The 24,794-nt window shown below is 65.8% G+C and carries 26 protein-coding genes and 4 pseudogenes; 17 read left to right on the forward strand and 13 right to left on the reverse strand.

Going from position 1 to position 24,794, the window contains the following annotated elements; translation table 11 throughout:
- Positions 1 to 565: 565 nt before the first annotated feature.
- The 3 genes and pseudogenes from AB0F91_RS34720 to AB0F91_RS34730 form a co-directional block, all read right to left on the reverse strand.
- Complete coding sequence (locus AB0F91_RS34720) at positions 566 to 1,012, reverse strand: hypothetical protein (RefSeq protein ID WP_360604521.1); 447 nt, start codon at positions 1,010 to 1,012, stop codon at positions 566 to 568.
- Between the two features lie 604 nt (positions 1,013 to 1,616).
- Positions 1,617 to 1,799, reverse strand: a complete 183-nt coding sequence (locus AB0F91_RS34725; protein WP_360604523.1) for a hypothetical protein — start codon at positions 1,797 to 1,799, stop codon at positions 1,617 to 1,619.
- A gap of 243 nt (positions 1,800 to 2,042) precedes the next feature.
- Positions 2,043 to 2,171 (reverse strand): annotated as a pseudogene (locus AB0F91_RS34730) (hypothetical protein); the annotation flags it as partial.
- Positions 2,172 to 2,251: 80 nt separating this feature from the next.
- On the opposite strand from AB0F91_RS34730, the gene AB0F91_RS34735 reads away from it, so the two are divergent.
- From AB0F91_RS34735 to AB0F91_RS34745, 3 genes are all read left to right on the forward strand, one after another.
- Entirely contained in the window at positions 2,252 to 2,416 is a 165-nt protein-coding gene (locus tag AB0F91_RS34735; protein ID WP_360604699.1) for a transposase, read from the forward strand.
- A 179-nt stretch (positions 2,417 to 2,595) separates the two neighbouring features.
- On the forward strand, positions 2,596 to 4,287 hold the full coding sequence (locus tag AB0F91_RS34740; protein ID WP_360604525.1) for a GAF domain-containing protein: 1,692 nt from the start codon (positions 2,596 to 2,598) through the stop codon (positions 4,285 to 4,287).
- A gap of 150 nt (positions 4,288 to 4,437) precedes the next feature.
- Positions 4,438 to 4,662 carry a hypothetical protein gene (locus AB0F91_RS34745; RefSeq protein WP_360604527.1) on the forward strand — a complete coding sequence of 75 codons (225 nt, stop codon included), beginning with the start codon at positions 4,438 to 4,440 and terminating at the stop codon, positions 4,660 to 4,662.
- Positions 4,663 to 4,762: 100 nt separating this feature from the next.
- Here the strand turns inward: AB0F91_RS34745 and AB0F91_RS34750 are convergent, their stop codons facing one another.
- Both AB0F91_RS34750 and AB0F91_RS34755 read right to left on the reverse strand, forming a co-directional pair.
- Positions 4,763 to 4,942 (reverse strand): hypothetical protein, encoded by a 180-nt coding sequence (locus AB0F91_RS34750; RefSeq protein ID WP_360604529.1) that lies wholly within the window; start codon positions 4,940 to 4,942, stop codon positions 4,763 to 4,765.
- 136 nt (positions 4,943 to 5,078) lie between these two features.
- Complete coding sequence (locus tag AB0F91_RS34755) at positions 5,079 to 5,984, reverse strand: AraC family transcriptional regulator (protein ID WP_360604701.1); 906 nt, start codon at positions 5,982 to 5,984, stop codon at positions 5,079 to 5,081.
- A 99-nt stretch (positions 5,985 to 6,083) separates the two neighbouring features.
- Between AB0F91_RS34755 and AB0F91_RS34760 the strand changes: the two genes are divergently transcribed.
- Both AB0F91_RS34760 and AB0F91_RS34765 read left to right on the forward strand, forming a co-directional pair.
- Positions 6,084 to 6,854, forward strand: coding sequence for an alpha/beta hydrolase (locus AB0F91_RS34760; protein WP_360604531.1), 771 nt, complete (start codon positions 6,084 to 6,086; stop codon positions 6,852 to 6,854).
- Between the two features lie 326 nt (positions 6,855 to 7,180).
- Positions 7,181 to 7,753: a TetR/AcrR family transcriptional regulator gene (locus AB0F91_RS34765; RefSeq protein ID WP_360604533.1), complete on the forward strand. Its 573-nt coding sequence runs from the start codon at positions 7,181 to 7,183 to the stop codon at positions 7,751 to 7,753.
- A gap of 41 nt (positions 7,754 to 7,794) precedes the next feature.
- On the opposite strand, the gene AB0F91_RS34770 is transcribed toward AB0F91_RS34765, so the two are convergent.
- The 4 genes and pseudogenes from AB0F91_RS34770 to AB0F91_RS34785 form a co-directional block, all read right to left on the reverse strand.
- Positions 7,795 to 7,998 (reverse strand): hypothetical protein, encoded by a 204-nt coding sequence (locus tag AB0F91_RS34770; protein WP_360604711.1) that lies wholly within the window; start codon positions 7,996 to 7,998, stop codon positions 7,795 to 7,797.
- A 41-nt stretch (positions 7,999 to 8,039) separates the two neighbouring features.
- Positions 8,040 to 8,381, reverse strand: a pseudogene (locus AB0F91_RS34775) (MFS transporter); the annotation flags it as partial.
- A gap of 25 nt (positions 8,382 to 8,406) precedes the next feature.
- Positions 8,407 to 8,643, reverse strand: a pseudogene (locus AB0F91_RS34780) (MFS transporter); the annotation flags it as partial.
- Positions 8,633 to 9,862, reverse strand: a complete 1,230-nt coding sequence (locus AB0F91_RS34785; protein WP_360604535.1) for a TetR/AcrR family transcriptional regulator — start codon at positions 9,860 to 9,862, stop codon at positions 8,633 to 8,635. The gene AB0F91_RS34785 and the pseudogene AB0F91_RS34780, both read right to left, overlap by 11 nt.
- A 290-nt stretch (positions 9,863 to 10,152) precedes the next feature.
- Between AB0F91_RS34785 and AB0F91_RS34790 the strand changes: the two genes are divergently transcribed.
- From AB0F91_RS34790 to AB0F91_RS34825, 8 genes are all read left to right on the forward strand, one after another.
- Complete coding sequence (locus AB0F91_RS34790; RefSeq protein WP_360604537.1) at positions 10,153 to 11,466, forward strand: Rieske 2Fe-2S domain-containing protein; 1,314 nt, start codon at positions 10,153 to 10,155, stop codon at positions 11,464 to 11,466.
- Entirely contained in the window at positions 11,459 to 11,737 is a 279-nt protein-coding gene (locus tag AB0F91_RS34795; RefSeq protein ID WP_360604539.1) for a hypothetical protein, read from the forward strand. Before AB0F91_RS34790 ends, AB0F91_RS34795 begins: the two co-directional genes overlap by 8 nt.
- Before the next feature lie 390 nt (positions 11,738 to 12,127).
- The gene (locus AB0F91_RS34800; protein ID WP_360604541.1) at positions 12,128 to 13,459 is read left to right on the forward strand and encodes an MFS transporter; all 1,332 of its coding nucleotides are present in this window, start codon (positions 12,128 to 12,130) and stop codon (positions 13,457 to 13,459) included.
- A gap of 105 nt (positions 13,460 to 13,564) precedes the next feature.
- Entirely contained in the window at positions 13,565 to 14,551 is a 987-nt protein-coding gene (locus AB0F91_RS34805; protein WP_360604543.1) for a PDR/VanB family oxidoreductase, read from the forward strand.
- A 65-nt stretch (positions 14,552 to 14,616) separates the two neighbouring features.
- Positions 14,617 to 15,723 carry an NADH:flavin oxidoreductase/NADH oxidase gene (locus AB0F91_RS34810; protein WP_360604546.1) on the forward strand — a complete coding sequence of 369 codons (1,107 nt, stop codon included), beginning with the start codon at positions 14,617 to 14,619 and terminating at the stop codon, positions 15,721 to 15,723.
- 186 nt (positions 15,724 to 15,909) lie between these two features.
- Entirely contained in the window at positions 15,910 to 16,560 is a 651-nt protein-coding gene (locus tag AB0F91_RS34815) for a GPR1/FUN34/YaaH family transporter (RefSeq protein WP_360604548.1), read from the forward strand.
- Between the two features lie 58 nt (positions 16,561 to 16,618).
- Positions 16,619 to 16,804, forward strand: coding sequence for a hypothetical protein (locus AB0F91_RS34820; protein WP_360604550.1), 186 nt, complete (start codon positions 16,619 to 16,621; stop codon positions 16,802 to 16,804).
- Positions 16,805 to 16,876: 72 nt separating this feature from the next.
- A complete protein-coding gene (locus tag AB0F91_RS34825) occupies positions 16,877 to 17,497 on the forward strand; it encodes a GNAT family N-acetyltransferase (protein WP_360604552.1) in 621 nt (206 codons plus the stop codon).
- A gap of 145 nt (positions 17,498 to 17,642) precedes the next feature.
- On the opposite strand, the pseudogene AB0F91_RS34830 reads toward AB0F91_RS34825, so the two are convergent.
- Positions 17,643 to 18,229, reverse strand: a pseudogene (locus AB0F91_RS34830) (transposase); the annotation flags it as partial.
- Between the two features lie 276 nt (positions 18,230 to 18,505).
- Here AB0F91_RS34830 and AB0F91_RS34835 point away from each other — a divergent pair.
- Positions 18,506 to 18,637: a hypothetical protein gene (locus AB0F91_RS34835; RefSeq protein ID WP_360604554.1), complete on the forward strand. Its 132-nt coding sequence runs from the start codon at positions 18,506 to 18,508 to the stop codon at positions 18,635 to 18,637.
- Positions 18,638 to 18,737: 100 nt separating this feature from the next.
- Here AB0F91_RS34835 and AB0F91_RS34840 read toward each other — a convergent pair whose 3' ends face one another.
- Together AB0F91_RS34840 and AB0F91_RS34845 are read right to left on the reverse strand one after the other, a co-directional pair.
- A complete protein-coding gene (locus AB0F91_RS34840) occupies positions 18,738 to 19,163 on the reverse strand; it encodes a MarR family transcriptional regulator (protein ID WP_360604556.1) in 426 nt (141 codons plus the stop codon).
- 753 nt (positions 19,164 to 19,916) lie between these two features.
- Positions 19,917 to 20,174: an aldo/keto reductase gene (locus AB0F91_RS34845; protein WP_360604558.1), complete on the reverse strand. Its 258-nt coding sequence runs from the start codon at positions 20,172 to 20,174 to the stop codon at positions 19,917 to 19,919.
- A 775-nt stretch (positions 20,175 to 20,949) separates the two neighbouring features.
- On the opposite strand from AB0F91_RS34845, the gene AB0F91_RS34850 reads away from it, so the two are divergent.
- From AB0F91_RS34850 to AB0F91_RS34860, 3 genes are read left to right on the forward strand one after another with little or no spacing between them, the layout of a single operon-like run.
- Entirely contained in the window at positions 20,950 to 21,987 is a 1,038-nt protein-coding gene (locus AB0F91_RS34850) for an ABC-three component system protein (RefSeq protein ID WP_360604560.1), read from the forward strand.
- A complete protein-coding gene (locus AB0F91_RS34855; RefSeq protein WP_360604703.1) occupies positions 21,971 to 22,459 on the forward strand; it encodes an ABC-three component system middle component 2 in 489 nt (162 codons plus the stop codon). Before AB0F91_RS34850 ends, AB0F91_RS34855 begins: the two co-directional genes overlap by 17 nt.
- Positions 22,425 to 24,320: a hypothetical protein gene (locus AB0F91_RS34860; protein WP_360604562.1), complete on the forward strand. Its 1,896-nt coding sequence runs from the start codon at positions 22,425 to 22,427 to the stop codon at positions 24,318 to 24,320. Before AB0F91_RS34855 ends, AB0F91_RS34860 begins: the two co-directional genes overlap by 35 nt.
- Here the strand turns inward: AB0F91_RS34860 and AB0F91_RS34865 are convergent.
- Positions 24,317 to 24,787 (reverse strand): NUDIX domain-containing protein, encoded by a 471-nt coding sequence (locus AB0F91_RS34865; protein ID WP_360604564.1) that lies wholly within the window; start codon positions 24,785 to 24,787, stop codon positions 24,317 to 24,319. The two genes, AB0F91_RS34860 and AB0F91_RS34865, sit on opposite strands and share 4 nt — an antisense overlap.
- Between the last annotated feature and the right edge of the window lie 7 nt (positions 24,788 to 24,794).

The raw sequence follows: 24,794 nt of genomic DNA on the forward strand, positions 1-24,794 counted from the left end.
TGAAGCCGGGTTCGTCTTCCTGCGCTTGAGGCCGGCGGCTAGGCAGCTCGGTGGTGCGCTGTGGTGGCGTCGGTGGTCGGAGCCGTTCGTGCAGGTCGAGGAGTACTACGCGCTGAGAGGCGGCACGTTCAGGACTCAGTGCTCGATGCCGATGATCTGGGAGACGAGGCCCTCGGCTGGGATTCGGGCAGGTTGAGCCTCGCAGGCTAGATGTGTCGGGTCGAATGGCTCGGCGATGAGGAGTCGCGGCGAGTGTGTGCCGAGGTCTTCGGCTGAGATGCTCTGGAGGCCTGAGCGTGGCTGGCGACTTTAGCGTGGCGATCTTGGTCCACATTCTGGTCCACGAACTGCTGCCCACCGGTGCCCGAAATGCCAAGTTTGGCGCAACTGCTGCTTGCCGCGACCAGGCGTTGCGGATATCTCCAGGTCAGCGTTAGAACTACGGATCAGAGCGTGGTCAAAATCGACGCGGTACCCGGCAGTTACGGAGGGGATGAGCTCTTGGCCCCGGGGCTTATGTGGTGGCTGAGCCCGATCGCGGGTGGTATTCGCGACGTCGGCGGACTCAAATGCCGCACATCCAGCGGTATTTGCCGAGTCGCGGCCGGAGCACGCGATCGACACTCCACATGGCGTTGCCTGGAGCGGCCAGCAGGGCCAGCGCGGCGATGATGTAGCCGATCGACGGGCCGATGTCGGTGGCGCCGGGAGCGGACCACGGGAGGCCGAACGCCTCCGCTGCGGACCAGATTCCGAAGGAGTACACGGCGCTCCCGACATACACGACATTGGACAGTGTGCCGGTGAGCAGGCCGATTGCGATGAGCGTTTCGACGATGGCCGTTGCGACGCCCAGCCCGGTAGGCGCCACCGCCGCGATGTGCTGCCACAGGTCGATCCACTGGCGGATGACGGGTGTGGTGACCTGGTCGTGGATGCCGAACTGGTGGGCGAACACCTGGCCGCGCAGGAACTCGGGCCGCCACTTGAGCGAGGCATCGATCGCCCACACAACTCCGAAGAGTATCCGCAGAACGCCGGCCAGACGGCGGCGACCGGAAACCGGAGACCCCTCCGTCTGCTGGGGCTTCGGATCGGTCCTGTGTTCTTTCGCGAACTTCTCCGACTCAGTCATCGAGTTCGGTCCGCCAGGTCAGGGTCCGGGAACCCGGGTACGAACAGGCGCTCTCCGCTCTTTTCGATCACGAAGCGGGGTGGCTGCTGAAGTCGCCGGCGGATGGCGCGGTGCAGGATGGTAAATGTCCTGCGGGCACGGGCCGCGCTTTCCATCGGGGGAGGTGAGGTAGCAGCAGTGTCGGTGTCAGGCATGGGGGCGCCCCCTTACTCGTCCAAAAATGGTCTGAGAAGCATCGCCAAGTTCCGACGCTACGCCCCGAAACAGACCACGCCGCCGCCCAAAAAATAAAGGCAAGCGTGCCACTGTGACAGCAAATTGTTCATGCGCCCGCTTCCGCGCCCACACATCGCTACCCCCGCGCACGTAGCTCGGTGTCCTGCACCAAACCACAATGAAAAACCTACGTCGACTGCCATGCCTCCGACATCGGCCCACCGGTGCGGAGCCACGTCGACGCAGCGGCCCGCCCAAAGTCCGGTTAGCGGTGGTGTGCGTGGAGGGCAAGGTAGAGCTGAGTGTGCCGGCGGGCGCGGTGTACGTGCGGGGCGGAGAGCATGCCGAGGCCGAGCAGGTCGAACTTGGTGAGCCCGATCGCGGCGCAGTCGTCCTTGTCCCGCTGCAGCACGCTGCGGTCCTTGGCGGTGTCCCACTCGACCGGCACGGTCTCGCTGACGGGGTGTGGGCGATGACCATGCCGCCGGAGTGCACACCCAGGTGGTGCGGGGAGTCCTCGAGCCAGCCGGCGAACTCGATGAGGTCGTCGGGCAGACCGGCGTCGGCGGCTGCGGGGTCGGTGACGCTCGCCGAGCGGTTGACCTTGTTGCCGAAGGCGTCGTGTGGGCCGGGGGAGTAGCCGAGGGATTGGCGGCGTCGCGCTCGACGGAGCGGGCGGGTAGGCGATGACGTTCGCGACCTGCGCGGCGTGGAAGCGTCCGTGGGTGGCGTAGACGTACTGGATGACCTCGTCGCGGCGGTCGGACACGATGTTCACGTCGATGTCCGGCGGCCCGTCGCGCTCGGCACCGAGAACGATTCACCGGACTAAAAGCGTGTCGACAAGGCTCGGCGTGACCGCGTGACCTTGTCGGCCCACCAGCGACCGACCAATGGGCTCTGATCGAGCCGCTGCTACCGGAGGTGAGGACCGGGTGCCAGCCGGAAAAACATCCCGCCGCGCACTGGGTAAACGCGATCCTCTACGTCGTGCGGACCGGGTGCTTGCGGCCGCAACTTCCTGCGAACTTCCAACCCTGGCAGACCGGGGTTATGTTGGAGTAATCGCCGTTGGCCAGGCCCGTTGTGGCGATGTGATCGGCGCGTCCGGATCTGGCTGGTGGCGGTGGGTGGCCGGGCATGGCCACCCGGACGGTTCCTGGCCAGCCCCCTGGCTGTGAGCGTGCGGCGCTGGCGGGCGTCTGGTGAGGAAGCGGCGTGGCTGCCGGCGAAGCGGAGGCATGATGGTTACTCAGCGGAGCGACCGGATCGCCAGGGAGCAGGCGGCACTGCGGCGGGTGGCTACGCTGGTGGCCCGGGCAGCGCCGCCGGAGCAAGTATTTGCCGCGGTCACGGAGGAAGCCGGGCGGCTACTGGGAGCCCACCACTCATGGATGACCCGGTACGACCCCGATGGCGCGGCAACGTTGGTCGCCACATGGAGCAGCACCGGCACCGCCGTCCCCGCCGGGACCCGGCTGGGCCTCGGAGGGCACAACGTGCGCACGCTGGTGTTCCGGACCGTCCGTCCCGCGCGGATCGACAGCTCCGCCGACACCCCGGGCGTCATCGCCGACCTCCCCCGCGAGTTCGCGTACGGCACCGCCGTGGGCGTGCCGGTCAGCGTCGAGGGCCGCCTGTGGGGCGTCATGGCCGTCGCATCCTCGCACGGGGAGCCGCTGCCGGCCGACTCCGAGGCGTGGCTGGCCGGGTTCACCGAGCTGGTGGCCACCGCGATCGCCAACTCACAGGCGCGGGTGGAGCTGCGCAGGTTCGCCGGGGAGCAGGCGGCGCTGCGGCGGGTGGCGACGTTGGTGGCCCGGGCGCCGCCGCCGGAGCAAGTATTTGCCGCGGTCACGGAGGAAGCCGGGCGGCTACTCGGCGCCCACCACTCGTGGATGACCCGATACGACCACGATGGCGCCGCAAGGCTGGTCGCCACGTGGAGCAGTACCGGCGCCGCCGTCCCCGCCGGGACCCGGCTGCCCCCCGGAGGGCGGAACGTGTACACACTGGTCTTCCAGTCCGGCCGCCCCGCACGGATCGACAGCCCCACCGGCACCCCGGGCCCGGACTGCGATGTCGCCAGCGAGCTGGGCGTCCGCTCGGCCGTCGGTGTGCCGGTCAGCGTCGAGGGCCGCCTGTGGGGCGTCATGGTCGTGTCGTGCACGCAAGAGGAGCCGCTGCCGGCGGAGTCCGAGGCGCGGCTGGCCGGGTTCACCGAGCTGGCCGCCACCGCCATTGCCAACGCCGAGGCCCAGGCCGAGTTGGCCGCCTCCCGGGCGCGGATCGTGACCACCGCAGATACCACCCGCCGCCGGATCGGGCGTAATCTGCACGACGGCGTCCAGCAGCACCTGATCTCCCTCGCCCTGCAGCTACGAGCCGCGCAGCTGGCCGTGCCATCCGGGGCCGGCGAGCTGGTGCGGCAGCTGGACGAAGTGGCCACTGGGCTGGTCGAGGTGCAGGAGGAGCTGCGCGAGATCGCCCACGGCCTGCACCCGGCCACTCTGGCCGAGCGCGGACTGCGCTCCGCGCTGAAGGCGCTGGCTCGTCGCTCCGCGGTCCCGGTTCGGCTGGATGTCCGCGTGGAGGGGCGGCTGGCCGAGCCGGTCGAGACCGCCGCCTACTACGTGGTGGCCGAGGCTCTGACCAACGCGGCCAAGCATGCGCACGCCACCGCTGCCGAGGTCCAGGTGGCCGCCGATAAAGGTGTGCTGCACGTGCGTGTTCGCGACGACGGCTGCGGCGGCGCCGACATCACCCGCGGCTCCGGTCTCACCGGCCTCAAGGATCGGGCCGAGGCGCTCGGCGGCCGCCTCACGCTGCACAGCCCGCCCGGAGAAGGCACCACCGTCCAGGTCCAGCTCCCGGTGGAGCAGGTGCGAAGCCGACCAGCTGTGAGCATGTCAGCGATCACGGACATTCCGTCTTGATCCGGAGGAGCACCCCGCCCGGCCCGGGCTCGGATTTCCGGCACCGGAAACACTTCTTTGACGTCTGCGTCCTCGGCCACCGTGGGTGGGGGTCCTCGTCACGGAGGTGCGCGTTCGCGACGAGGACCGATCCCCGGGGCGGACGGCGCCGTGCTGTCGTTCCTGCCCGATCGGGACATTGACGAGTACCTCGGCCGCGTCGACCTGACCCAGAAGTGGGGCCCGGCGGACAGTGCGGGCGAGATCCGCGCCCGGATCACACGCACCCGGAAGACGGGCTACTCGCTCAACGCTGGCCTCGTCGTCGGGGCAGCTGGGATCTGGCCGGCGCCGTTTTCGGTCGCTCCGGCGCTCCCGCGTGGGCGCTTGCCTTGACGGGCGTGGAATTCCGCTTCCCAGAGCAATGCCTCGTCGAGCTGGGTGCGCTACTGCTGCGCGAAGCCCATGCGCTCACGGGAAACTCGTCGGCGTGACGTCACCGCATGTCCGCGACAACCCACCAAGGCGTGCCGTCGAAGATCAGGCCGGCCTGCGAATCGCCCTGCGCCACCGGCTCGCCGCCGGGCGTCGTCACAGCTTTGGCGGCATAGTGGACGATCGCGGGTGTTCCCAGCAGACCCACTAACACCACGCGAAGGTTCATGATCGGCACCATGACTCGCTTCCCGAAGGTTCCGGCGTCCGGGCCGCGCAACGGGGAGATTCGGGAAGACGATCATGTGCTGACCCCCGCCCGGCGTCGCAGGGTGTCGACCGATCGGCACCATCGGCACCGAGAGTCCACAAAGGACCTAGAACGCATTGCGCCACCGGGCAGGCGTGGTGCCGAACTCGCGGCGGAACGCCCTTTCGAATGTCCGCAGCTCCGGCATCCCGACGGCAGTCCCGACGTCCGCGACCGGACGAGCGCCGGTCAGCAATCCGGTCGCGGCGTGCAGGCGGTGCCGGCGGAGATAGGCGCCCGGAGTGGTACCCAGGTCGGCGAACAAAGTGTGGACGTGCCGGACCGACAGGTGGTGGCGGCGCGCCAGCTCGGCGACGGTGAGCCGCGGGTCGGAGAAGTGCTCGTGAACGTGCGCGCGCAGCATTTCCAGCAGCACCGCACCCGCGGCCGGTCCGGCCGGCGCGGCGGGGGCCATGCCACGCAGGACCATGGCGAGCAGGTCGAGGCTCGCTGCGCCCGCGTCGTGGCGCTGTTCGGGTGTGAGGACGGGCGCGAAGCGGAACAAGCCGTCGAGGTAGCCCGACAGGAGTTGCACGGCGGGCCACTGCGGAGCCATCTGCCGGGCGAGGCCGTCGGTGAGCACAGTCGGGCGCACGGGCAGCGCGCTGCGTGGAAACTGCAGCAGCAGAGTGTGGACGTCGGTCGTGGCGGTGAGGTCCCACGGGCTGCCGGATTCGTACAGCACGCCGACACCGGCACCGAGGTCGGCACAGCGGTCGTGCTGGGAGAGCCGGCCGGTGCCTGCCAGGTGTAAGCAGAAGAGCAGCAGGTCGTCGCGGCCGGTTGTCGCGGCCAGCCGGGCGGTTCGGGACGTCTGCAGCGGCGACATCCGGGCCTCGGCAAGGGTGAGGTCCTGCCCCACGGCCTGCAGCGCGAGCCGTCCGCGGAAATCGGCGCGGCGCTCGGCAACGATCGGCACGTAGCTCTGCCCGGCGGCCTGCTCCAGCTGCTCGGCGGAGCGCAGACTGTGCACGAACAACCCGAGCACCCTCCCGTCGAAGTGCAGAAATCACCGTGGGGCAGCGCACGAATCGTCGTACCCCGGCTGCCCAATCGATCTTACGGTGCACTCGTGACCGAAGCACTCACCCACGAAATCCACGGCAGCGGCCCCGGCCTGGTCCTGGTCCACGGCACCAGCAGCACGGGCACCGGCAGCTGGGGCACAATCTTGGCCGACCTCGCGGCCCGGTACACGGTGGTACTGCCGAACCTCCCAGGTTCCGGCGACAGCCCGCTCCCCGAAGGCCCGCTCGACCCGGACACCGTCGCCGACCAGATCGTCGCGACAGCGCAGGCGGCAGGGCTCGAGACGTTCGCGATCGCGGGGGCGTCGCTCGGTGCCCCGCTCGCGATCAAGGTGGCTGCGCGGCATCCGGGGCACGTCACCCGGCTGGCGACCGTCGTCGGGTTCGCCCGGCCTCGGACCACGCTGAGGCTGAACTTGGAGATCTGGGCAGCGATGTTCGCCCGGCAGGACCCCGACCAGGGCAAGCTGATCGTGATGCTGTCCTTCGCCGACGAGTTTCTCGCCGCGTTGCCCGACGCACGGGTGGCCGAGTTCGCCGCCCTGCTGACCGCCCACCCCGCCCCGGGCACCGCCGCGCAGATCGACCTCGGGCTGCGCCTCGACGTGCGCGCCGACCTCGGCGAGGTCGAGGCGCCGTCCCTCGTCGTGGCGGCGACCGGCGACCGATTCGTGCCGCCCGCGCACTCTCACGAGATCGCCGACGGCATCGCCGGCGCCCGGTTCGTCGAGGTGAGCGGCGGGCACGCGGCCATCATGGAAGACCCGCGGCCGACGCTGTCGGCTCTGCTGGACTTCCTCGACGGACCAGGCTGAGGGCGGCGAGCCGGAGTGCCGGGGCAACCAGGCGTACGTCGGCCGCGCGAGTTTCGAAGAAGCACACCTGCCGCCCGAACGGCTCGGCACCCTCGCCGACGGATGGGATCTCGCGCCGTGTGTGGGCGTCACCTCGGTGAGCCGGAGCGGCCGTGGTCCATGCCCGGCCCGGTGGGGTGCCGGGTGGCGCGGCGCCACCCGGCACCCCACCGGAGCCCGGTCACGCGACCGGGTGGCGCCGGGAAAGCGATTCGAGGCCTCACTTGGACGATTCGGTACCATTTGGTAACGAATGGTCGCGGGAGGTTGCATGGCTCGGCCTCGGTTTGTTTGACGAGCGCACGGCACTGCGGGCCGCGATGTTCGCGTTCTGGCGTTACGGCTACGAAGGCGCGTCGATGGCCGTGCTCATGGACGCGACCGGGCTGGGGAAGACGAGCCCGTACCGCACGTTCGGCAACAAGGAAACGCTGTCCCGCCGCGCGGTGGACGTGTACCACGAGGAGTTCCTCGCCTTCCGCGAGAAGGCGCTGCAGGAGCCGACGCCGCGCCGCATCGTCGAGCGGCTGTTGTTCGGCTTGGCCGAGCTGCACGGCGACGACGCGACCCCGCCGGGTTGCCTCGAGACAACGGGCGCGCTGACCTGCGGCCCGGACAACGTGCTGGTGCACAAGCAGCTCATCGCGAATCGGGAGCTCATCACGGCTGCCCTGGAGAAGCGGCTTGCCGAAGTGACGGACAACGGCGCGCTGCCACCGGGTCTGGGGGTGGCAGAGACCGTTGCGCTCGTCGTCACCATCCTCCAGGGCATGGCTGTGCAGGCGGTCGCTGGTCGCTCGACGGAGTGGCTCCGCGGAGTCGTCCGCAGCGTGCTCACTTTGTGGGGACCTGCAGACTGATCGGGCCGAGGTTATTCGCCCTCGGCCCGATCTGGGGCCGGTCAGACCTGCGCCAACGCCTTCGTATGCGCCGCCCGCCGCTTGAGCGAGACTGTGGCGATGCCGTGTGCGACCACGGCCGTGGTCACCCCGCCCCACGGCGTCGCGAGCACGCCGGCCGACACGACGAGCACTCCGCCGAGGAATGATCCGCCGGAGATTCCGAGGTTGAACGCGGCGATGGTGAAGCCGGAGGCGGTGCCCATGCGTCGGGGACTTCGTCCTCGGCGATCTGCACCACGCTCGCCTACGGCACGGGGTTGATGGCGAAGGCGAAGAAGCCCCACACCGCGATGGTCACGAACACCGCCACCGTCGAGTGCGCGGTGAACGCCAGGCCGGCGAGCACGATCGACGTGCCGATCAGCACGAAGGTGAGCGTTGGCTTCGTACCGAGCCGGTTGTCGAGCTTGCCGCCGGTGATGTTGCGTGCCACGCTCGCGATGCCGAACACCACGAGCGGCACGTTCACCGCGCTCGTGCTGATGCCCGTGACCTCGATCAGCAGCGGCGAGATGTAGGTGAAGACGACGAACATCGCGCCCCATCCGATCGCGGTCAGCAGGTGCATCGTCAGCAGCCGCGGGTGGGTGAGCCGCCGTGCCTGCGCGAGGAGACTCTCCGGTGGTGTGGGCGAGCTCGGCCGGCAGCAGTGCGCGCAGCGCCATCAGGGCGACGAGTGCGAGCGCCGCGACGACGAGGAACGGCGCGCGCCAGCCCAGGCTTTCGCCGAGCCACGATCCGAGCGGCATGCCGAGCACCATCGCGATGGTGAGGCCGCCCATCATGACCGCGACGGCCTGGGATGGCTCGCGCACGAGCCGTGTCCTCCTGAAGATGTCAGTGCTCACGCTCGCGAAGACGGTGCACGAAGTCGATGCCGAGTTCTTCGATCTCGCCGATCACGTACGGGTGTCCGTCCGGATCCAGTGTGAATGCCAGGTCCCACAGAGCACCCGTCACTTCGATGTGCAGGTTGTAGCCGAACAAATCCCCCGGGCGGCTGGCGTGACGGGCCATCGCCTCGCGGTTGCGTTCGGCGAGCAGCAGGCGGTAGTGGGCGTGGATTTCCTGCACCTTCTCGGACGCGTGCCGATCGAACCAGAGTTCCCGCAGGCCGCGGCGCCGCGCGAAGAAATCGCGGTACGCGGACATCGTGCGCTTGTTCAGCGAGGCGTAGTCCAGTCCTTCGGAGCCGGCCTCCACCTCGTCGAGGACCGCCAGGAGGTCGTGCATGTACTCGGCGGCGACCGCCCCGACCAGTGAATCGAGGTCGTCGAAGTAGCGGTACATCGACGCAGGTGACGTCCCGGCTGCCTCGGCGATGGCGCGGGCACTCACGTCAGGGCCGTGCGGACCTTGGGAATCGATGATCTCCGTTGCGGCCCGAAGGATCTGGGCCCGGTTCTTCCGCCCCCGCGCCTGCGGTGGCAGCCGCGAATCCCAGGCGGGCAGCGCTGAACGTGCCGCGGGTGCGGAGCCGGTCGAGGCGTCGGACTTGCCTACGCGGTCGGACGGCGGAAGGGTGACGCCCAGCCGTCGCCGCAGGAAGCGGTCAGACAATTCGTGAATCTCGTCGACGACGCGGGGATCACCTTCCGGATCGGACTGGAAAGCCAGTTCCCACAGGATACCGGTGATTTCGATCCAGACCTGATAAGCCAGGATGTCGTGCGGTTTGGTCGCGTATTCGAGCATTTTCGAATGCAGCATCTTGGCCAGGCTTGCCCGGAAGTCACGGTGGATGCGGACGACCTTCTCCGACGCTTTCCGGTCGAACCACAACTCGCGCAATCCGGGCCGCGCCGCGAAGAACTCGCGGTAGATGGAGAAAATGGTGTCCAGCAGGTTTCTCAGCGATTCGGTCGCACGAGACACCCCTGCTTCGACAGCCGCGAGCAGCTCGTTGCCGTACTGGGCGGCCACCGCGGCGACGATGGAGTCCACGTCCGGGAAGTAGTGGTAGATCGACGCCACGGGCGTGTCGGCGGCCTCGGCGATCCCCCGGAGCGTCAGCGGACGGCGTCCCGAGGAGGGCGCCGAGTCGATGAGGAGTGCCGCGGCGCGCACTATCTGCGCGTGCCGCGTCCGTCCTCGCTCTTGCGGTGGCAGGGCGACGTCTGTGGGGCTGACCTGGGAGTTCTCGGGTGCTGAGGACACGTTGCTCATGCTACAGCCGGCCCTTCGATCGGCCGATGTCCTCCGCCGGACCGGTCGCCAAGACGTGCTTGACATGCGTCGAGTCTCATGTCTCAATATAAAACGTAAACGATGTTCGAGTTCCTGCCCCTGGGTCGGTCCAGGGGGTTCCGTTGGCGCGTCCCGTGTACCGCGGCACGCCTCGAAGTCGAGGAGAAGCGATGCTCAGCTCGAGTGACAACGAGCTACTCACCAAGGTCGGACCAGGGACTCCGATGGGGTCGATGATGCGCGAATACTGGATGCCCGCGATGGTGTCCACGGAGTTGCCCGCGCCTGATTGCGACCCGGTACGAGTTCTTCTTCTGGGCGAACGTTTCATCGCCTTCCGGGACAGCTCCGGAAAGGTGGGCATGCTGGCCGCGCAGTGTCCCCACCGGGGCGCTTCGCTGTTCTTCGGACGCAACGAAGAAGGCGGCCTGCGGTGCGTCTACCACGGGTGGAAGTTCGACGTCTCGGGGCGCTGCCTCGACATGCCGAACGAGCCGCTCGAAAGCAATTTCAAGGACAAGGTCCGGGCCAGGTCCGTGCCGGTCGTCGAGCGGGGCGGGCTCGTGTGGGCCTACCTCGGCTCGCAGGCCGAGCCGCCGCCGTTGCCCGCGTTGGAGTTCTTCGACGAGGAACTGAGCGAGACGCGGTTCATCAACGTCTTCCAGATCAACTGCAACTGGCTTCAGGCTCTCGAGGGTGACATCGACACGAGCCACTTCGGCTTCCTGCACGTCGGTCACCTGAGCAACGATGCCGCGCCGGAGGGCACCTTCCTGCGCCACATGCTGGAGGACCGGGCTCCGCGGTACAAGGTGGTCGACACCGAGTTCGGCTCGTCCTACGGCGCTTATCGACCCGCGGGCAACGACCAGGAGACCTACTGGCGCATCGCCCACTACCTGTTCCCGTTCTACACCATGATCCCCACCGGGCTGCTCGGCAGCTCGAAGACGGTCACCGCACGGGTTCCCCTCGACGACGAACACACCATGGTCTACCTGGCCACAGCCGACGAGGTGCCGAGCGATCTCGCGATCGGTGCCGAGACCTACCAGAATCTCAAGCTCCTGCCGAACACGACCGACTGGCACGGCCGGTTCCGCTCCGCCCGTACGATCGAGAACGACTTCGAAGTCGACCGTGAAGCCCAGCGCAGTGGGCGCAGCTTCACCGGCCTCGACAGCGTGCCCCTCGAGGACCGGGCGATGACCGAGAGCATGGGACCCGTGCTGGACCGCAGCGGTGAACACCTCGGCAGCTCCGACGTCATGGTCATCCGAGTCCGGCGCCGGATCCTGCGAGCTCTGCGCCACTTCGCCGACAGCGGCGAACTTCCCCCGGGCGCCAACGAGCCCGATCTCTACCGGCAGCGCTCCGGCGGGGTCGTCCTACCGACCGGCGCCGACTGGCTCACCGCGACGCAAGGGCTGCGCGACGGCACCGAGAAGCCGACGACCGATCCGGCGCTGGCCGCCGGTGTCTGAGGTCAGCCAAGCCGCCGGACACACCTCTGGCGACGGCGCCCTCGAACACGCGTTGTCCATTCCTTACATGATGGACGTGTCCACTCGCGAAAACGAAGGCGGCGAGTGGGTCTGCCGCCTCGAGTACCCGGAATTGGCCGGCTGCGTGGCCGAGAGCCGAGACGCTCTCGACGCCTACGAACAGCTCGAAGCGCTGCGCGAGCAGTGGTTGCGGCACCGGGTCGAGACTCACCAGGAAGTGCCGACACCGCGCCCGTCGCTGCGGTCCTGAACGCCTCCACTGCTTCGGCAAGACTGCGCGTTCGTCGAAAGCGGCGATCTGCCACCCATGACCAGCCAAGGCGTCCTCGGCAGGTGACGCCGTTGACCGCGCACGGTCTGAACCCCGCACACCGGCCGGCCCGCTCGCGAAATCCGAGAGCGGGCCCGCCGCCCCGAGTCCCCCCGGTACCGGCCGGCCGTGTCGCTGAGAGCAGCGACGCTCTCCGTCAGCTCACAAGGCTGAGCGAGCAATGAAGTGATGCCTCGGGTGCGAACCACCAGGAACTTCCGGAACCGCGTCCGTCGCCGTCGTCCTGAACAGGTCGACGTTTTCCCGCGCGGGCCAGCAAAAACGCTTTCACACTCGAGCCAGCCCCACCGCACCAACGGAGGTACGGTAATGATCGAAGCGTCGGCGAAGTCGAAAGACCCGACGTTGCCCCAGAAGAAGGTGAGCAGCGCGCGGGTACTCGTGGCCGCGATGCTCGGCACGACGATTGAGTGGTACGACTTCTTCATCTACGGCACGGCTGCTGCGCTGATCTTCTCGCAAGTCTTCTTCCCGAGCAGCGATCCGGCGACGGGCACGCTCACCGCCTTCGCCGCTTTCGGCGCCGGGTTCATCATGCGTCCCCTCGGCGGGGTGATCATCGGGCACCTCGGCGACAAGTACGGGCGCCGTCCGATGCTGATGGCGACGGTCCTGCTGATGGGCGGCGCGACCGTGGCGATCGGTGTCCTGCCGTCCTACGCGGCGATCGGGATCTGGGCGCCCTCACTGCTCGTGCTGCTCCGGCTGCTCCAGGGCTTCGCCGCCGGGGGAGAGTGGGGCGGCGCGACGCTGATGGCCATCGAACACGCCCCGCGCAACCGCCGCACCTTCTACGGTGCTTTCACCCAGGCGGCTGTCCCCATCGCCTATCTCCTCTCGGCGGCGATGTTCTTGGTGCTCCAGAGCGCGCTCGACAAGAACGCGCTTCTCGCGTGGGGCTGGCGAATCCCGTTCTTGCTCAGCATCGTGGTCGTGGCCATCGCCGTTTTCGTGCGCTCGGGCGTGGCAGAAAGCCCGGAGTTCGCGGCCAAGACCAAGAAGGCCGAAAAGCTGCCGCTGCTCCAGGTGCTGACCAAGTACCCCCGCACCGTCGCGCTGACCATCGGTTTGACGATCGTGACGAGCACGGACTTCTACCTCGGCCAGGTCTTCCTGCTGTCCTACGCCACCGCGCACGCCGGGGTGGCGGCATCGTCGATGCTGTTGGTCACCATCATGGGTTCGGCGGTCAACGCCGGCATGACGTTCGTCGCGGCCCGGCTGGCCGACCGGATCGGCAACCGGACGGTCTTCTACATCGGCATCATCGGGTTGGCCGTTCTCGCCTTCCCCACCTACCTGATCGTCAACACCGGATCCGTCGGGGCGATCCTCGCCGTGCGCATGATCGGCAACGCTTTCAACGCCGCGGCGTACGCCCCGATCGCTTCGATCCTCGCCGGCGCCTTCAACGTCAAGGTCCGTTACACCGGGGTGTCGCTGTGCTATCAGGCCGCAGCGGTGCTCGGCGGCGGATTCGCGCCGTTCATCGCCCAGGCTCTGCTGACCGGGACGGGCTCGTGGACGGCCGTCGCCGGCTACTCGGTGACCCTGTGCCTGATCAGCTTCGTCTCCATGACCTTGCTCGGTAAGGCGGCGAAGGAAAACCGCGAGCAGGCCGTGTTGCCCGCCGTGGCCTGAGCCGATCGTTCCGACGTCCAGCTGCCGTCCCCGTAACCACCGGAACCGTGGCGGGCGAGCGGTGCTCCCGCTCGCCCGCCCGGTCCTCCTCCTCACAGTGAAAGGATGCTCGTGCCGTTCACCTCGTCCAGCAGTGAAACAGTCATCGATGGCACCGGCGCCTTCCCGCTCGACTTCAGCGTCGTTCGCCGCCGACGCGTCGCTGATGCGGTCATGACGCTCGATCTCGCGCCACCGGCAGGGACTCCGCTTCCGCAGTGGTCTGCCGGTGCGCACATCGACGTGGACATTCCCCAGGCCGGACTGACTCGCCAGTACTCCCTCTGCGGGCCGCCCGGTGCGGACTTCTTGCGCATCGCGGTCTTGCAGGAGCCCGAGTCGAGAGGCGGTTCGTCCTGGTTGCACAGTCACGTCGCCGAGGGCACGACGCTTCGGATCAGCGGGCTGCGGAACCACTTTTCGTTGACCTGCGACGGTCCGGTCGTCTTCGTCGCAGGGGGGATCGGGATCACGCCGATCCGGGCCATGATCGCCGAGGCGGATTCGCGCGGTGTGCCGTGGGAACTGCACTACGCGGGGCGCTGCGTCGAGAGCATGGCGTTCGTCGCCGAACTCGCCGACCTCTACGGCGACCGCGTCAGCACCTATTCCTCGGCGACCCGTCGACTCGACGTCCCGGAGCTGCTCCAGCGGCTGGCCCCGGGCACTTCCGTCTACGCATGCGGCCCCTCCCGCCTGCTGTCGGCCATCGAGGACGCCGCACCCGCTCACGTCGCAGTGCGGACCGAACGATTCGCCGCCGACGAGATCGACACCTCGCAGGACGGGACGTTCGAGGTCACCTGTGCGAGATCGGGAATCCGATGCACCATCCCCGCCGATCAAAGCATCCTCGCCACCCTCCGCGACGCCGGTATCCAGCACATGTCGCAATGCGAAGAGGGCGTCTGCGGCTCCTGCGAGACCGCTGTCCTGGACGGCATCCCCGAACACCGGGACATGCTCCTGACCGACGAGGAACGCGCCGAGAACACCACGATGATGATCTGCGTTTCCCGGGCGCAGACAGCACATCTGACGCTGGATCTCTAGGCCGACGTCCGGCCGGTGACCCCGTGGAGCCGGCACTGAGACCGAAGTCCACAAAGGAGTCGAGGTTGACCACGCTCTTCACCCCGTACCCGCTCAGGTCGCTGACGATCCCCAACCGGATCTGGATGGCGGCGATGTGCCAGTACAGTGCGGTGCCCGACGGCGAGCAGACCGGTGCGCCGACGGACTGGCACTTCGCGCACCTCGCTGCGCGCGCCACGGGCGGTACCGGGTTGATCATCACCGAGGGCACGGCGGTCAGCCCGCAGGGCCGGATCAGCCCCTACGACCTCGGCATCTGGAACCGCACGCAGGTTGACGCCTTCCGGCGGATCACGGGATTCCTGAAGTCCCAGGGCACGGTAGCCGGGATCCAGCTGACGCACGCCGGCCGCAAGGCCTGCACGGAGCGCCCCTGGGTCGACGGAGGGCGCCGGCTCGCACCGGACGAGCCACACTGCTGGACACCGGTCGGGCCCAGCGCGCTGCCGTTCAGCGCGGCCTCGCCGATCCCGGAGGAACTGAGCCGGGAACGGATCGGTGAGATCGTGCAGGAGTTCGCGGCGGCCGCGGAACGTGCCCTGGAGGCCGGGTTCGACGTCGCCGAGATCCAGGGCGCGCACGGCTACCTGATCCACCAGTTCCTGTCGCCGTACAGCAACCACCGCACCGATGAGTACGGCGGTTCGTTCGAGGGCCGGACGCGGTTCGCGCTGGCGGTCGTCGACGCGGTTCGCCGGGTGTGGCCGGACGACCTGCCGGTGTTCTTCCGCATCTCCGCCACCGACTGGTTCGCCGAGAACCCCGAGGACCACCGCGAGGGCTGGACCGCGGACGACACCGTCCGTCTCGCCAAGGACCTGCAGGCGCGTGGCATCGACCTGGTGGACGTGTCCACCGGAGCCAACGTCCCGGACGCGAAGATCGTCCCGGGTCCCGGCTACCAGGTGCCCTTCGCCGAGCGGGTCCGCACCGAGGCCGGGATGCCGGTTGCCGCCGTCGGGTTGATCACCGAACCCGCACAGGCGCAGGCGATCATCACCTCGGGCAAGGCCGATGCGGTGCTCCTGGCCCGCGAGCTGCTGCGCGACCCGTACTGGGCGTGCCGGGCCGCGACCGAACTCGGCGCCACGGTCGCGACGCCGGTGCAGTACAACCGCGCACGACGGTGACGCCCGTCGGCGCTGTGCCTTCGGTCGGGGGTAGCGCAGCTCCGCTCGCTCTGCCCGCGCCTCGCCACCGACCCGATCTTCGCCACCACGGCGAGAACAGCCTGAAGACGCGCCCGCCGTGGCGTTGCCACCGCACCTGATCGACGCCGCGCACCGATCCGATCCGCACCACGAAGGAGCACCACGATGACCGTCATCTCCGATGACGCCCCAGACCTCGGCACTTCCACTGCTGGGAAAGCAGCGCTGACCGCCAATCCGTTGGCGGGAAACCCGGGGGTCATCGGCGTGCCCACTGTCATCGCGGGCGCCCTCGGTCTCGGCCTCGTCAACGTCGGCGCGCTGCCCGGCGGCGCCACCAGCGCCATGCTCGCCATCCTCAGCACCTGCACCGCCGTGGGGCTGCTGATCACCACCGTCTGGGCCGCGGCTCTCGGACAGAGCGTGTCGGCCAGCCTGTTCGGCGTGTTCTTCGGGTTCTACGCCAGTGACGTGGTCCTCACTCTGGGCCTGTCCCACGGCTGGTTCGGCACCTCCGCGGTGGCCGCCACCGAGGCGCAGGTCGCCTGGTTGTGGTGCTGGCTGATCACCATCGTCTTGGTCACCCTCGTGACCCTGCGCCTGCCGTTCAGCTTCACCCTCATGCTGGGCCTCGTCGACGTTGCTCTCGCCCTGCTCCTCGCCGGCACGGCGACCGGCGCCAACAGCCTGATCCGCGCCGGCGGCGTCGTGGTCCTCGCCTTCGTCGCCGTCCAGGTCTACCTCTACGCCGATCTCATGTTCACCGAAACCGGTGGTCGTGGCCTTCCGCTGGGCCGCCCCCTGATCACCCGCTGACACCACGAGGACACACCCGGACTTGCCGGCGCCCCCATTCTCTGACCGTAGTCAGAGAATGGGGGAGCAGATCGGAGCTGTCCGGCGGTTCAACCGGGTCGTCACCCAGCGCGTGGGGGCACTGGAGGACGCGTACCTGTCGCGCGAACGTTCGCTCGGGCTCTCGAGGCTACTGTGGGAGATCGGGCCGGACGGGTCGGAAGTCCGGCACCTGCGCACCCGTCTGGGGCCGGACTCCGGCTAGGTGAGCCGGTAGCTGCGCATCCTGGAGGCGCAGGGACTGGTGACCTCCGATCCCGGAGGTCGCGACGGGCGGGTGCGCACAGCGGGGCTCACGGTCGCGGGCCTCGCCGAGCGCGAGCTGCTCGACCGGGCGTCGGACGAGCTCGCCGCATCGATGCTGGAGCCGTTGCCGGCAGCGCAGCGAGAACGCCTTCTGGCGGCCATGGCCGACGTCGAGAAGCTGGTCGTCGCATCGCTCGTGCGCATCGAGATCATCGATCCGCGCAGCCCGGACGCCAGGTACTGCCTGCGGTCCTACTTCGAGGAGCTCGGCCGTCGTTTCGAGGCCGGCTTCGATCCGGCGCAGAGCATTTCCGCCGGCAACGACGAGATGACCTTGCCCTCGGGGCTGCTGCTGGTCGCGGCACGGCAGGGCTCTCCGGTGGGCTGCGGCGCCCTCAAACTCCACGCCGACACCGGAATCGCCGAGATCAAACGGATGTGGGTCTTCGAGACCGTCCGGGGCCTCGGCTGCTCGATCACCTGGCACAGGAGGCCGCCACCCGCGGCCTTCACACGCTGCGGCTGGAGACGAACAAGGCACTCGTCGAATGCCCGGCGCTTCTCCGAAACCGCCGGCTTCACCGAAGTCGACGCGTTCAACGACCAGTCGCACGCGCACCACTGGTGCCAACGAGACCTACACCAAGCCTGACCGCGAACGAGTTGTCCGGTTTGGACAAGCACGCGAAGACGTCCCGCTCCGCTCGTTGGGTGCGGGGCGCCGTTCGACACCGGTTACCGACCACTAAGGGATGTCTCGTAACTGGTGTTGTGGTGGGTGGGGTTTGTGTTGTGGATCAGTCGGTGAGGTGGGTGTTGTGCAGGTGGGCGATGCCGGTCATGGTGTCGTTGAGCGTGCGGCGGTAGTCGCGCAGGGTTTTCCGGCATTTCGTCTGGGCCAGGGGGTGTTCGGCGCGGGCGCGGATTTGCGGTGGCCGGTGTTGAGTTTTTCTGCCAGTCGGGCAGATCATGGCTGTCGCGGGGTTTACAGGAGGGGATGATCACCTCGACGTTGCATTGGTAGCCGCCGTCGGCGATCACCGGGCCGCCCCGTCAGTTCCTGCTCGATGTCGGAGTCGCGGTAGACGGTGCAGTCGTTGCGGTTGCCGGGATGTGCGTCGCCGGTGGCGATCACCGGCCGGGTGTCGGCGTCGATCGCGATCTGCACGAACGCCTGAGTACCGGTAGTTTTTCGACGGTGCCGCCAGCCGGTGATTCCGCGTGGGCACCAGGTGCCGTCGACGATCGCGACCGAGTCGATCGGCGCGTGCGGACCGGCGCCAGCGCCAGCAGCGGGCCGATCGTGTCGCTTCCACCGGTGCGGCGCGGAGTGCGATGCCCCGAACAGCGGGCCGATCTGGCGCATCGTCAGGTTCGTCCGCCACTAGGCAGCGGTGTTTGGTGATGCCGGGGCGGCAGCCGGCGCTGCCCGGCTGCGATCAATCAGCACATTCGCGGCTTGGTCACCGCAGACGGACCCGTCACACCGGAGCCGATTTGGTGTCCTACTCCCGAAAGGTGTCCAAGCCACAACGTAGCGACGAGGTAGATCACGTTGCGGTTCGAACCGTCACGGATCGTTGATAGCGGGTCGTAGCGGCGGACCGCCGCACGATCGTGTTCCTCGCTTTCGAGGATCGGTCGGGGGAGGGTGGCTGGGATGCGTCGCGAGTGGAAAACCGAAGAACTGATCGCCGGGTGGACGTTGCTGGACGGCGACTGGGAGCTGGCGACCAGAGTGACCGGCGTGACGCCGCCGGGCTTCAGCCCAATCCTGAAGGGTTTCCGGTAGAGGGTCGATTCCCGCGCGTTCCTAGCGAAATCTCCAAGGCTGCGTTGGACTGCGCGGCCGGGAAGGGCAAGGTCGATCCGGAGATGTTCAGGCGGGCGGGTCAGCGGATGAGGGCGCGGGTGAGGAGTTGCTGCAGGGTGTCCTTCTCTTCGGAAGACAGCGGGGTCAGGGGGGAGCCCTCGGAGAGCAGCTCGAGGAGGCGTCCGCGCAGTTCGGTGCCCTTGGGGGTCAGGACGAGCTGCTTGGCGCGGCGGTCGTCGGGGTGGGGATGGCGTTCGAGGTAGCCTTGCTCTTCGAGCCGGTCGGCGACGAAGGTCACGTTCGAGGGCTCGCAGCTCATCCGCTCGGCGAGTTCGCGCAGGGTCAGAGGGCGGGTCAGCTCGGCAAGCGCGGTGCCCTGCGAGGCGGTCAGGCCGAGGGTGGCCGCCCGGCTGCGAACGTGGGCTTCGATGTGATTGGCCAGGCCGTTGACCAGCCCACATAGCAGGCGGTCGGCTTGGACTCGGGTCTCGCGCTTTGTGGCCACGACACAAGTTTACTACCGTTCAGATGATTGCAACTACGGCTGTTCTAGTTGTAACTTTCTTCCCATGCCCCCGCCCGGCGGCACCTTTCGGAGCACGCGGACCATGGCCACGACGACCGATTTCGGCCGCACATGGCTGGCCAGCGCACTGCGCGTTCGTTAACTCCGCGTGCCGTAAACGACGAGGACACTTTCGCGCGGCCCTGCCCGAGCTCGACTTGGGAAGTGATCGTCGAGAGCGATGTGGATGGGACTGTGGCCGCGCCGACCTGTGGCCGTGTCGGTGGGCGGCCTGCGGCGTCGTCGTAGCGGCAACTGGGCCAGGCGCAGGAGATGTAAGGCTCGGGCGCGCACGCCCTGGCGAGATCACCGAGGCTTTCACCATCGGCCGTACCACCGTCGACAGGCAACTGCACGCTTACCTCGACGGCAGCGACTGCGCGCCGGTCGTCTACCTCAGCTCCCGCCCCCGCAAGGTCGACGCTGATACCAACCGCCGCTACGGCGAAACTGGTGCCAGCGAAAAGGTGCAGCTCAACGCCGATCGCCAATGGTTCCCCAATCGCCGCGGCCCCCTGGCCGAGCTGCAGCTTCCGACTCCGGGTATCGCGCATCGGTGATGCCCGCCCGTACGTGCGCAGCAAGGTTCGCGAATGCGTGTCCCCGCAGCCGTCGAGGAGTACACGATGACCAAGGCGCAGCAGTGCCTGCTCGGCCTGCTGTGCCTTGGCGCCTCCGGTTGCCAGGCTGGGATTAACGCTCCAGCAGGCGCTTGGCGGCTTCGTCGTGGGTTTCACCGACGGCTGGGGGAAGGTTGTCGAGCTTCTCGATCTGTTCCGCGGTCAATTCGAGGGCGTCGGCGGCGGTGTTCTCCTCAACGCGTGCCACGCGTTTGGTGCCGGGGATGGGGGCGATGAAGTCGCCCCGGCTCAGCAGCCAGGCCAGTGCGATTTGTGCCGGGGTGACACTCGCTTCGGCGGCAATGGCTTGGACCTCGTCAGCGATACGCAAGTTGCGCTTGAACTATCCAGGCGGTCCGTGGGCCTGGGGACGTTCGTGCGCGAACCGCCTCTGACCTGCTCGTTTGCTTCGGTTGGGTCCGGTCGCGTCCGGGCCGATCTTGACGCCTGACGGCCTGGTGACGGCCTGGCCCTCGTCGTCCTGCCCGCCCTCTGAGTGGCGGCCAGGCTAACCCGTCATCCTCGTCCCTGCCGCCTTTAGCACCGTCTCGACGCCGTCAAGGGTGGGCGCTTGCGACCATCGCGCAGCGACGCCGTCAGGCGCCCTTGATGGCGTCGAGACGGTGTTAAACGATCGCCGACGAGGAAGCGGGCTGCCACGGGTGACGACCGGCCTGTAACGGTCTGGACCGCTCGGGCGACTTTGCCCGCATGCGCGTCTTTGGATCACTCGCCGTTGACGGCGGCGCTGCCCCAGCCGGCACCCCCGGCGGGCCGCCCCGCGACCGGCGGCCGGAGCGGAGCGGCAGGCCGTCCGTGTCGCACCGGGCGGACCCGCCGAACGCCGCGCAACCCCCCGCCGCCGTCGGCGGCGCCTTGATCCCATAGAGCCAAGTTCGGCAACGATAACAGAACGAAACGAAGTAGTGCAGCGTCGCACTACTGCTGGTATAAAGAGAGGTTCTGGGTGATTCAGCGGCAGCGGAGGACAAGTGACTTCAGGGGGGACTAGGGCGGGAGAGGGTCACCGCTCCGCACTCGCAGGAGTAGATTCGTCTGAAATTGAGACTCCGCCCGCTAGATCGCTTATTCTGACTACAGCGACCATGACGAGTGGACCAAGGCTTACTCCTCGTCAGCATATATATTTCTACAGTCCGGACGACTGGGAAGAATTTGTTCGCGAATGGGCTGTCGGATTGAAGGTCGCCTACCATGCCGTGCGAAGACTAGGTGGCCCGAACGACCAAGGCGTCGATGTCGCCGGGTTTGTCACAAGCCAAGGGTTTGAAGGCGATTGGGACTGTTTCCAATGCAAGCACTATAAGGATGCCCTGGTGCCCTCGGACATCTGGCCGGAGCTTGTCAAGGTGTTCCACCACGTCATTCGGGGTGAATATGCCCTGCCGAGAAGGTACTTGTTGATGGCCCCTCAGGGGTGCGGCATGTTGCTTGAACGGCTGCTCCGGAAGCCGTCGGACCTTAAGACAAAGTTCATTGCCCAACTGGCGCCTGATAAGCCGGCATGCAGTGGTCTCAATGCTGTCGAAATATCCAAGATAGCAGAATTTGTTTCCTCGGTCGACTTTTCCTTTATTGAGTCAACTTCATTGGACGATCTAGTCAAAGTTCATAGTCAGACTCCGTATCACGTTGCTAGGTTCGGCGGGCCATTGCCTGATCGCCCAGACGCAGTGCCGCCGCCCGCCCAGATCGCAGATTCTGAGGCAAAGTACGTCCAGCAATTAGTCGAAGTATACAAAGAGAAGTACGACCAATCAATTACCGGCTTATCTGAAGCGTTACACAACGGGAAAGCTGCTGATCATTTTCGCAGGCAGCGTGAATTGTTTTATAGCGCCGAGTCTCTGCGCTTGTTTGCACGAGACAGCGTTCCACCTAAAACTTTCGAGGCCCTGCAGGATGACGTCTATGAAGGTGTAATTGAGGTGGCTGAAGGTGAACACGCTGACGGAATGACGAGGTTGACGAACGTCCTTCAGAAGGTCAGCGATATCACCTTGACGTCAAATGTCCTTATCGATGTCTCTAATATGAAAGATCGAAAAGGTATATGCCATCAGTTGGCAAACCTCGATAGGCTGGTTTGGTGTCACGGTGAGGCTGATGAACCCACTAAATAGTCCCGTCGAGGTTGGCATTCGAGCCTTGATCGTCCTACGCCGCCTTTTCCCGGAATCAGTCGACATTGGTCAACTAGTACTTCTGGACTACGGGCTTATTCACAGCGGAGACTTGGGCGGCCCTTCAAGCGTGATGCCCGATACGCCAGCACGGCCTGCCGAGATAGGCGTCAAGCGCCAATCTCTGACGGATGGACTCCAAGTAATGATGCGTGCAGGACTGGTTGAGCTCGTGCCAACTGAGTCTGGGCTCGAATACCGAGCAGGAGAGGGTGCTGGTGGATTCTTATCCCTTCTTGAGTCCTCTCACGTCAGGCTTTTGCAGGAGCGTGCCGAATGGGTGACTTCCAGCAGCGCAGGAATTCTGGGGATCGATAACTTGAGCTTCAGGAACCTGGTATCAAATTGGGCAGAGGAGTTTATCGAGCTGCGCACGGATGATCAGCGGGGTGGCGACAGTGGGCGCGATTGAGCTTGTGCACCTCACTTTCATTGGCAGTGGTATTTCTCCTGCTTCGGTGGAGTTTTCGCCACGCTTGACAGTGATCTACGGGGCATCGGACACCGGTAAGTCTTTTGTCGTGGAGTCAATTGACTTTGCCTTAGGGGCAGGCAAAAATTTGCGGCAAATTGCGGAGCTCCAACCATATTCGTATGTGCTTCTCGGTGTAAAGTTGCCGGACGAACGAATAATAACTCTACGCAGGAACGTGACAGGAGGCCAGATCGGCCTATTCGAAGGCGACTTCCGTCACAACCCTCATAGTGTCCAGCCGCGCATGATCAGCCCAAAGCATAATCCCAAGTCGTTGAATAATATCTCGCGTATCCTGCTTCGTGAACTTGATCTAGACGACTACCAGGTTCGAACAAATAAGCAGAATAAAACCCGGATGCTAAGCCTTCGAGATCTTTGTCACTTGTGCATTATTGACGAGACTCGGATGCAAGCGCCTAGGTCGCCTGTGGTGCCGACTGGGCAGTACACATCTCAAACGGTGGAAAGGTCGATCTTTGGATCCCTACTCCGTGGCGAAGATGACTCCGGTCTTCAGCAAGCCTCAGGCGGCTCAGAAACAAAGAAGATAAACAAGGGAAAGATTGAGGTTCTCGAACGTGCTCGCGCAGAGTTCGCGAAGCAAGATACTTCAAAAGAATCCACTGACGAACTTCGCCGTCAGTTAATCAGGCTGATTTCCGTGGTGGAATCCCAAGGTGCGTCAGTTGCGGAGGTTGTGCGCGAAAAGGACAGGATTCTGTCTGAGCGATCTGAATACTCAGCGTCAAATGAAGCCTATGGTGCGCGAATCGTTGAGATAGATGTAATGATCGCCAGATTTGACCTGTTGCTGCAACAGTATGATTCAGACCTCGCGAGGCTGGATATGGTGAACGAGGCCGGAAATATTCTTGGCCTCTTTGAACCGGGTGTTTGTGTTTTCTGTGGCGCGGAGCCCGAACATCAGGTTCTGGCCACTCACGTGGCGGACGAGACGAACAGTCTGGGGGTTGCCGTTGAGGCAGAAGTTGCTAAGACGTTACTGCTTCGGGATGATCTCCGCTTAACGATTGAAGATCTGCGTCAGCAGCACGCAGATCTGGTCGCACGTCAAAGGGACGTACAGGCAAACCTACGGCGATACGATAACTTGATTAGTGATCTGGATAGACGGCTGGAGCCCTTAGAGGAAGATCTTTCGTCCTTCCTTGAATCTCGGTCCCGTGTCGAAGGAATTCTGGGTATTCGAGATCAACTAGCTACGATTGACAGGATACTTTCTGAGGTCGGGAAGATCGAAGGTAATGACGTTGTAGAAGCCGCCACTTTCGATGCGGCGTCCTTACGAGAATTTGCGTCTACAATGAGGGATATTCTGGAATCGTGGGGCGTGCCTGAGTCCGGGTCGGTACGGTTCGATTTGGAATCGTTTGATATTGAGGTTGGTGGCCGCCTTCGTGCAACGCGAGGTAAAGGAATGAGGGCAGTTCTGCACTCTGGATTTACGACCGCGTTTGCGCAGTATTGCTTTGATAGAGATCTTCCACATCCCGGATTTATTGTGCTGGATTCGCCGGTAGTAACCTACCGAGCGCCACATGTAGCGAAACTAAAAAGCAATACTCCCACCGAAGAAGACGAGTATATGCCGACCAGTGTTGTCGATGGTCTTTATTCATACTTGGAATCGGCATTTGACGGGCAGTCAGTTGTGGTGGAAAACATCGACCCCCCGACGCTTGAAGACCCGGAATCTTCGTCCATCTATTTCAGCGGCTCGCTCACTCAGGGTAGATATGGACTGTTTCCTCCGATTGTAAAGAGTGGCGATTAGGTGAAGTAAGGTTCACTCCGCCGGTTTAGTCCGTGACTTATACGAAGCGAAATAGATCTGTGCACGTTTAGGTAGCCAACTTGGTCTTTGGGAATCCAAACCACCTCTTTGGTTTCATTGCTGGTGCGTAGATCACCTCGCAATCGACGGGCCCGGAAGCAGATTGAGAACTCCTGCCTGACCTCGCCATCGTCGTAGGCGATCACGTGGTTGGGGTTGGAGTAGAGGCCGATGACGCCGGTGACCTCGCACTCTATGCCGGTCTCCTCGCGGACCTCGCGGACGGCAGCTTGGGCGAGAGTCTCGCCCAGCTCAAGCTGGCCGCCTGGGATTGCGTACAGGTCGTTGTCCGTCCGGCGAATCATCAGGATCCGGCCTTGGTCATCCTGGATGAAGGCTGAGACCGCGACAGCGATGCTGTTGGCCTTGGGGGCGTTCGGGTCGTTGTAGTAGTCGACGCGACTCATGTGGTGC

Origin of the sequence: Amycolatopsis sp. NPDC023774, assembly GCF_040639695.1 — a bacterium.
Lineage (GTDB): Bacteria > Actinomycetota > Actinomycetes > Mycobacteriales > Pseudonocardiaceae > Amycolatopsis.

Excerpts from the sequence above, each read along its gene's own strand:
- AB0F91_RS34800 (WP_360604541.1), top strand. The coding sequence starts at position 12,128 with ATGATCGAAGCGTCGGCGAAGTCGAAAGACCCGACGTTGCCCCAGAAG.
- AB0F91_RS34860 (WP_360604562.1), top strand. The coding sequence starts at position 22,425 with ATGATCAGCGGGGTGGCGACAGTGGGCGCGATTGAGCTTGTGCACCTC.
- AB0F91_RS34855 (WP_360604703.1), top strand. The coding sequence starts at position 21,971 with ATGAACCCACTAAATAGTCCCGTCGAGGTTGGCATTCGAGCCTTGATC.
- AB0F91_RS34865 (WP_360604564.1), bottom strand. The coding sequence starts at position 24,787 with ATGAGTCGCGTCGACTACTACAACGACCCGAACGCCCCCAAGGCCAAC.
- AB0F91_RS34835 (WP_360604554.1), top strand. The coding sequence starts at position 18,506 with ATGCGTCGCGAGTGGAAAACCGAAGAACTGATCGCCGGGTGGACGTTG.
- AB0F91_RS34820 (WP_360604550.1), top strand. The coding sequence starts at position 16,619 with ATGGGGGAGCAGATCGGAGCTGTCCGGCGGTTCAACCGGGTCGTCACC.
- AB0F91_RS34770 (WP_360604711.1), bottom strand. The coding sequence starts at position 7,998 with ATGGGCACCGCCTCCGGCTTCACCATCGCCGCGTTCAACCTCGGAATC.
- AB0F91_RS34850 (WP_360604560.1), top strand. The coding sequence starts at position 20,950 with ATGACGAGTGGACCAAGGCTTACTCCTCGTCAGCATATATATTTCTAC.
- AB0F91_RS34750 (WP_360604529.1), bottom strand. The coding sequence starts at position 4,942 with ATGGTGCCGATCATGAACCTTCGCGTGGTGTTAGTGGGTCTGCTGGGA.
- AB0F91_RS34815 (WP_360604548.1), top strand. The coding sequence starts at position 15,910 with ATGACCGTCATCTCCGATGACGCCCCAGACCTCGGCACTTCCACTGCT.
- AB0F91_RS34790 (WP_360604537.1), top strand. The coding sequence starts at position 10,153 with ATGCTCAGCTCGAGTGACAACGAGCTACTCACCAAGGTCGGACCAGGG.
- AB0F91_RS34805 (WP_360604543.1), top strand. The coding sequence starts at position 13,565 with ATGCTCGTGCCGTTCACCTCGTCCAGCAGTGAAACAGTCATCGATGGC.
- AB0F91_RS34740 (WP_360604525.1), top strand. The coding sequence starts at position 2,596 with ATGGTTACTCAGCGGAGCGACCGGATCGCCAGGGAGCAGGCGGCACTG.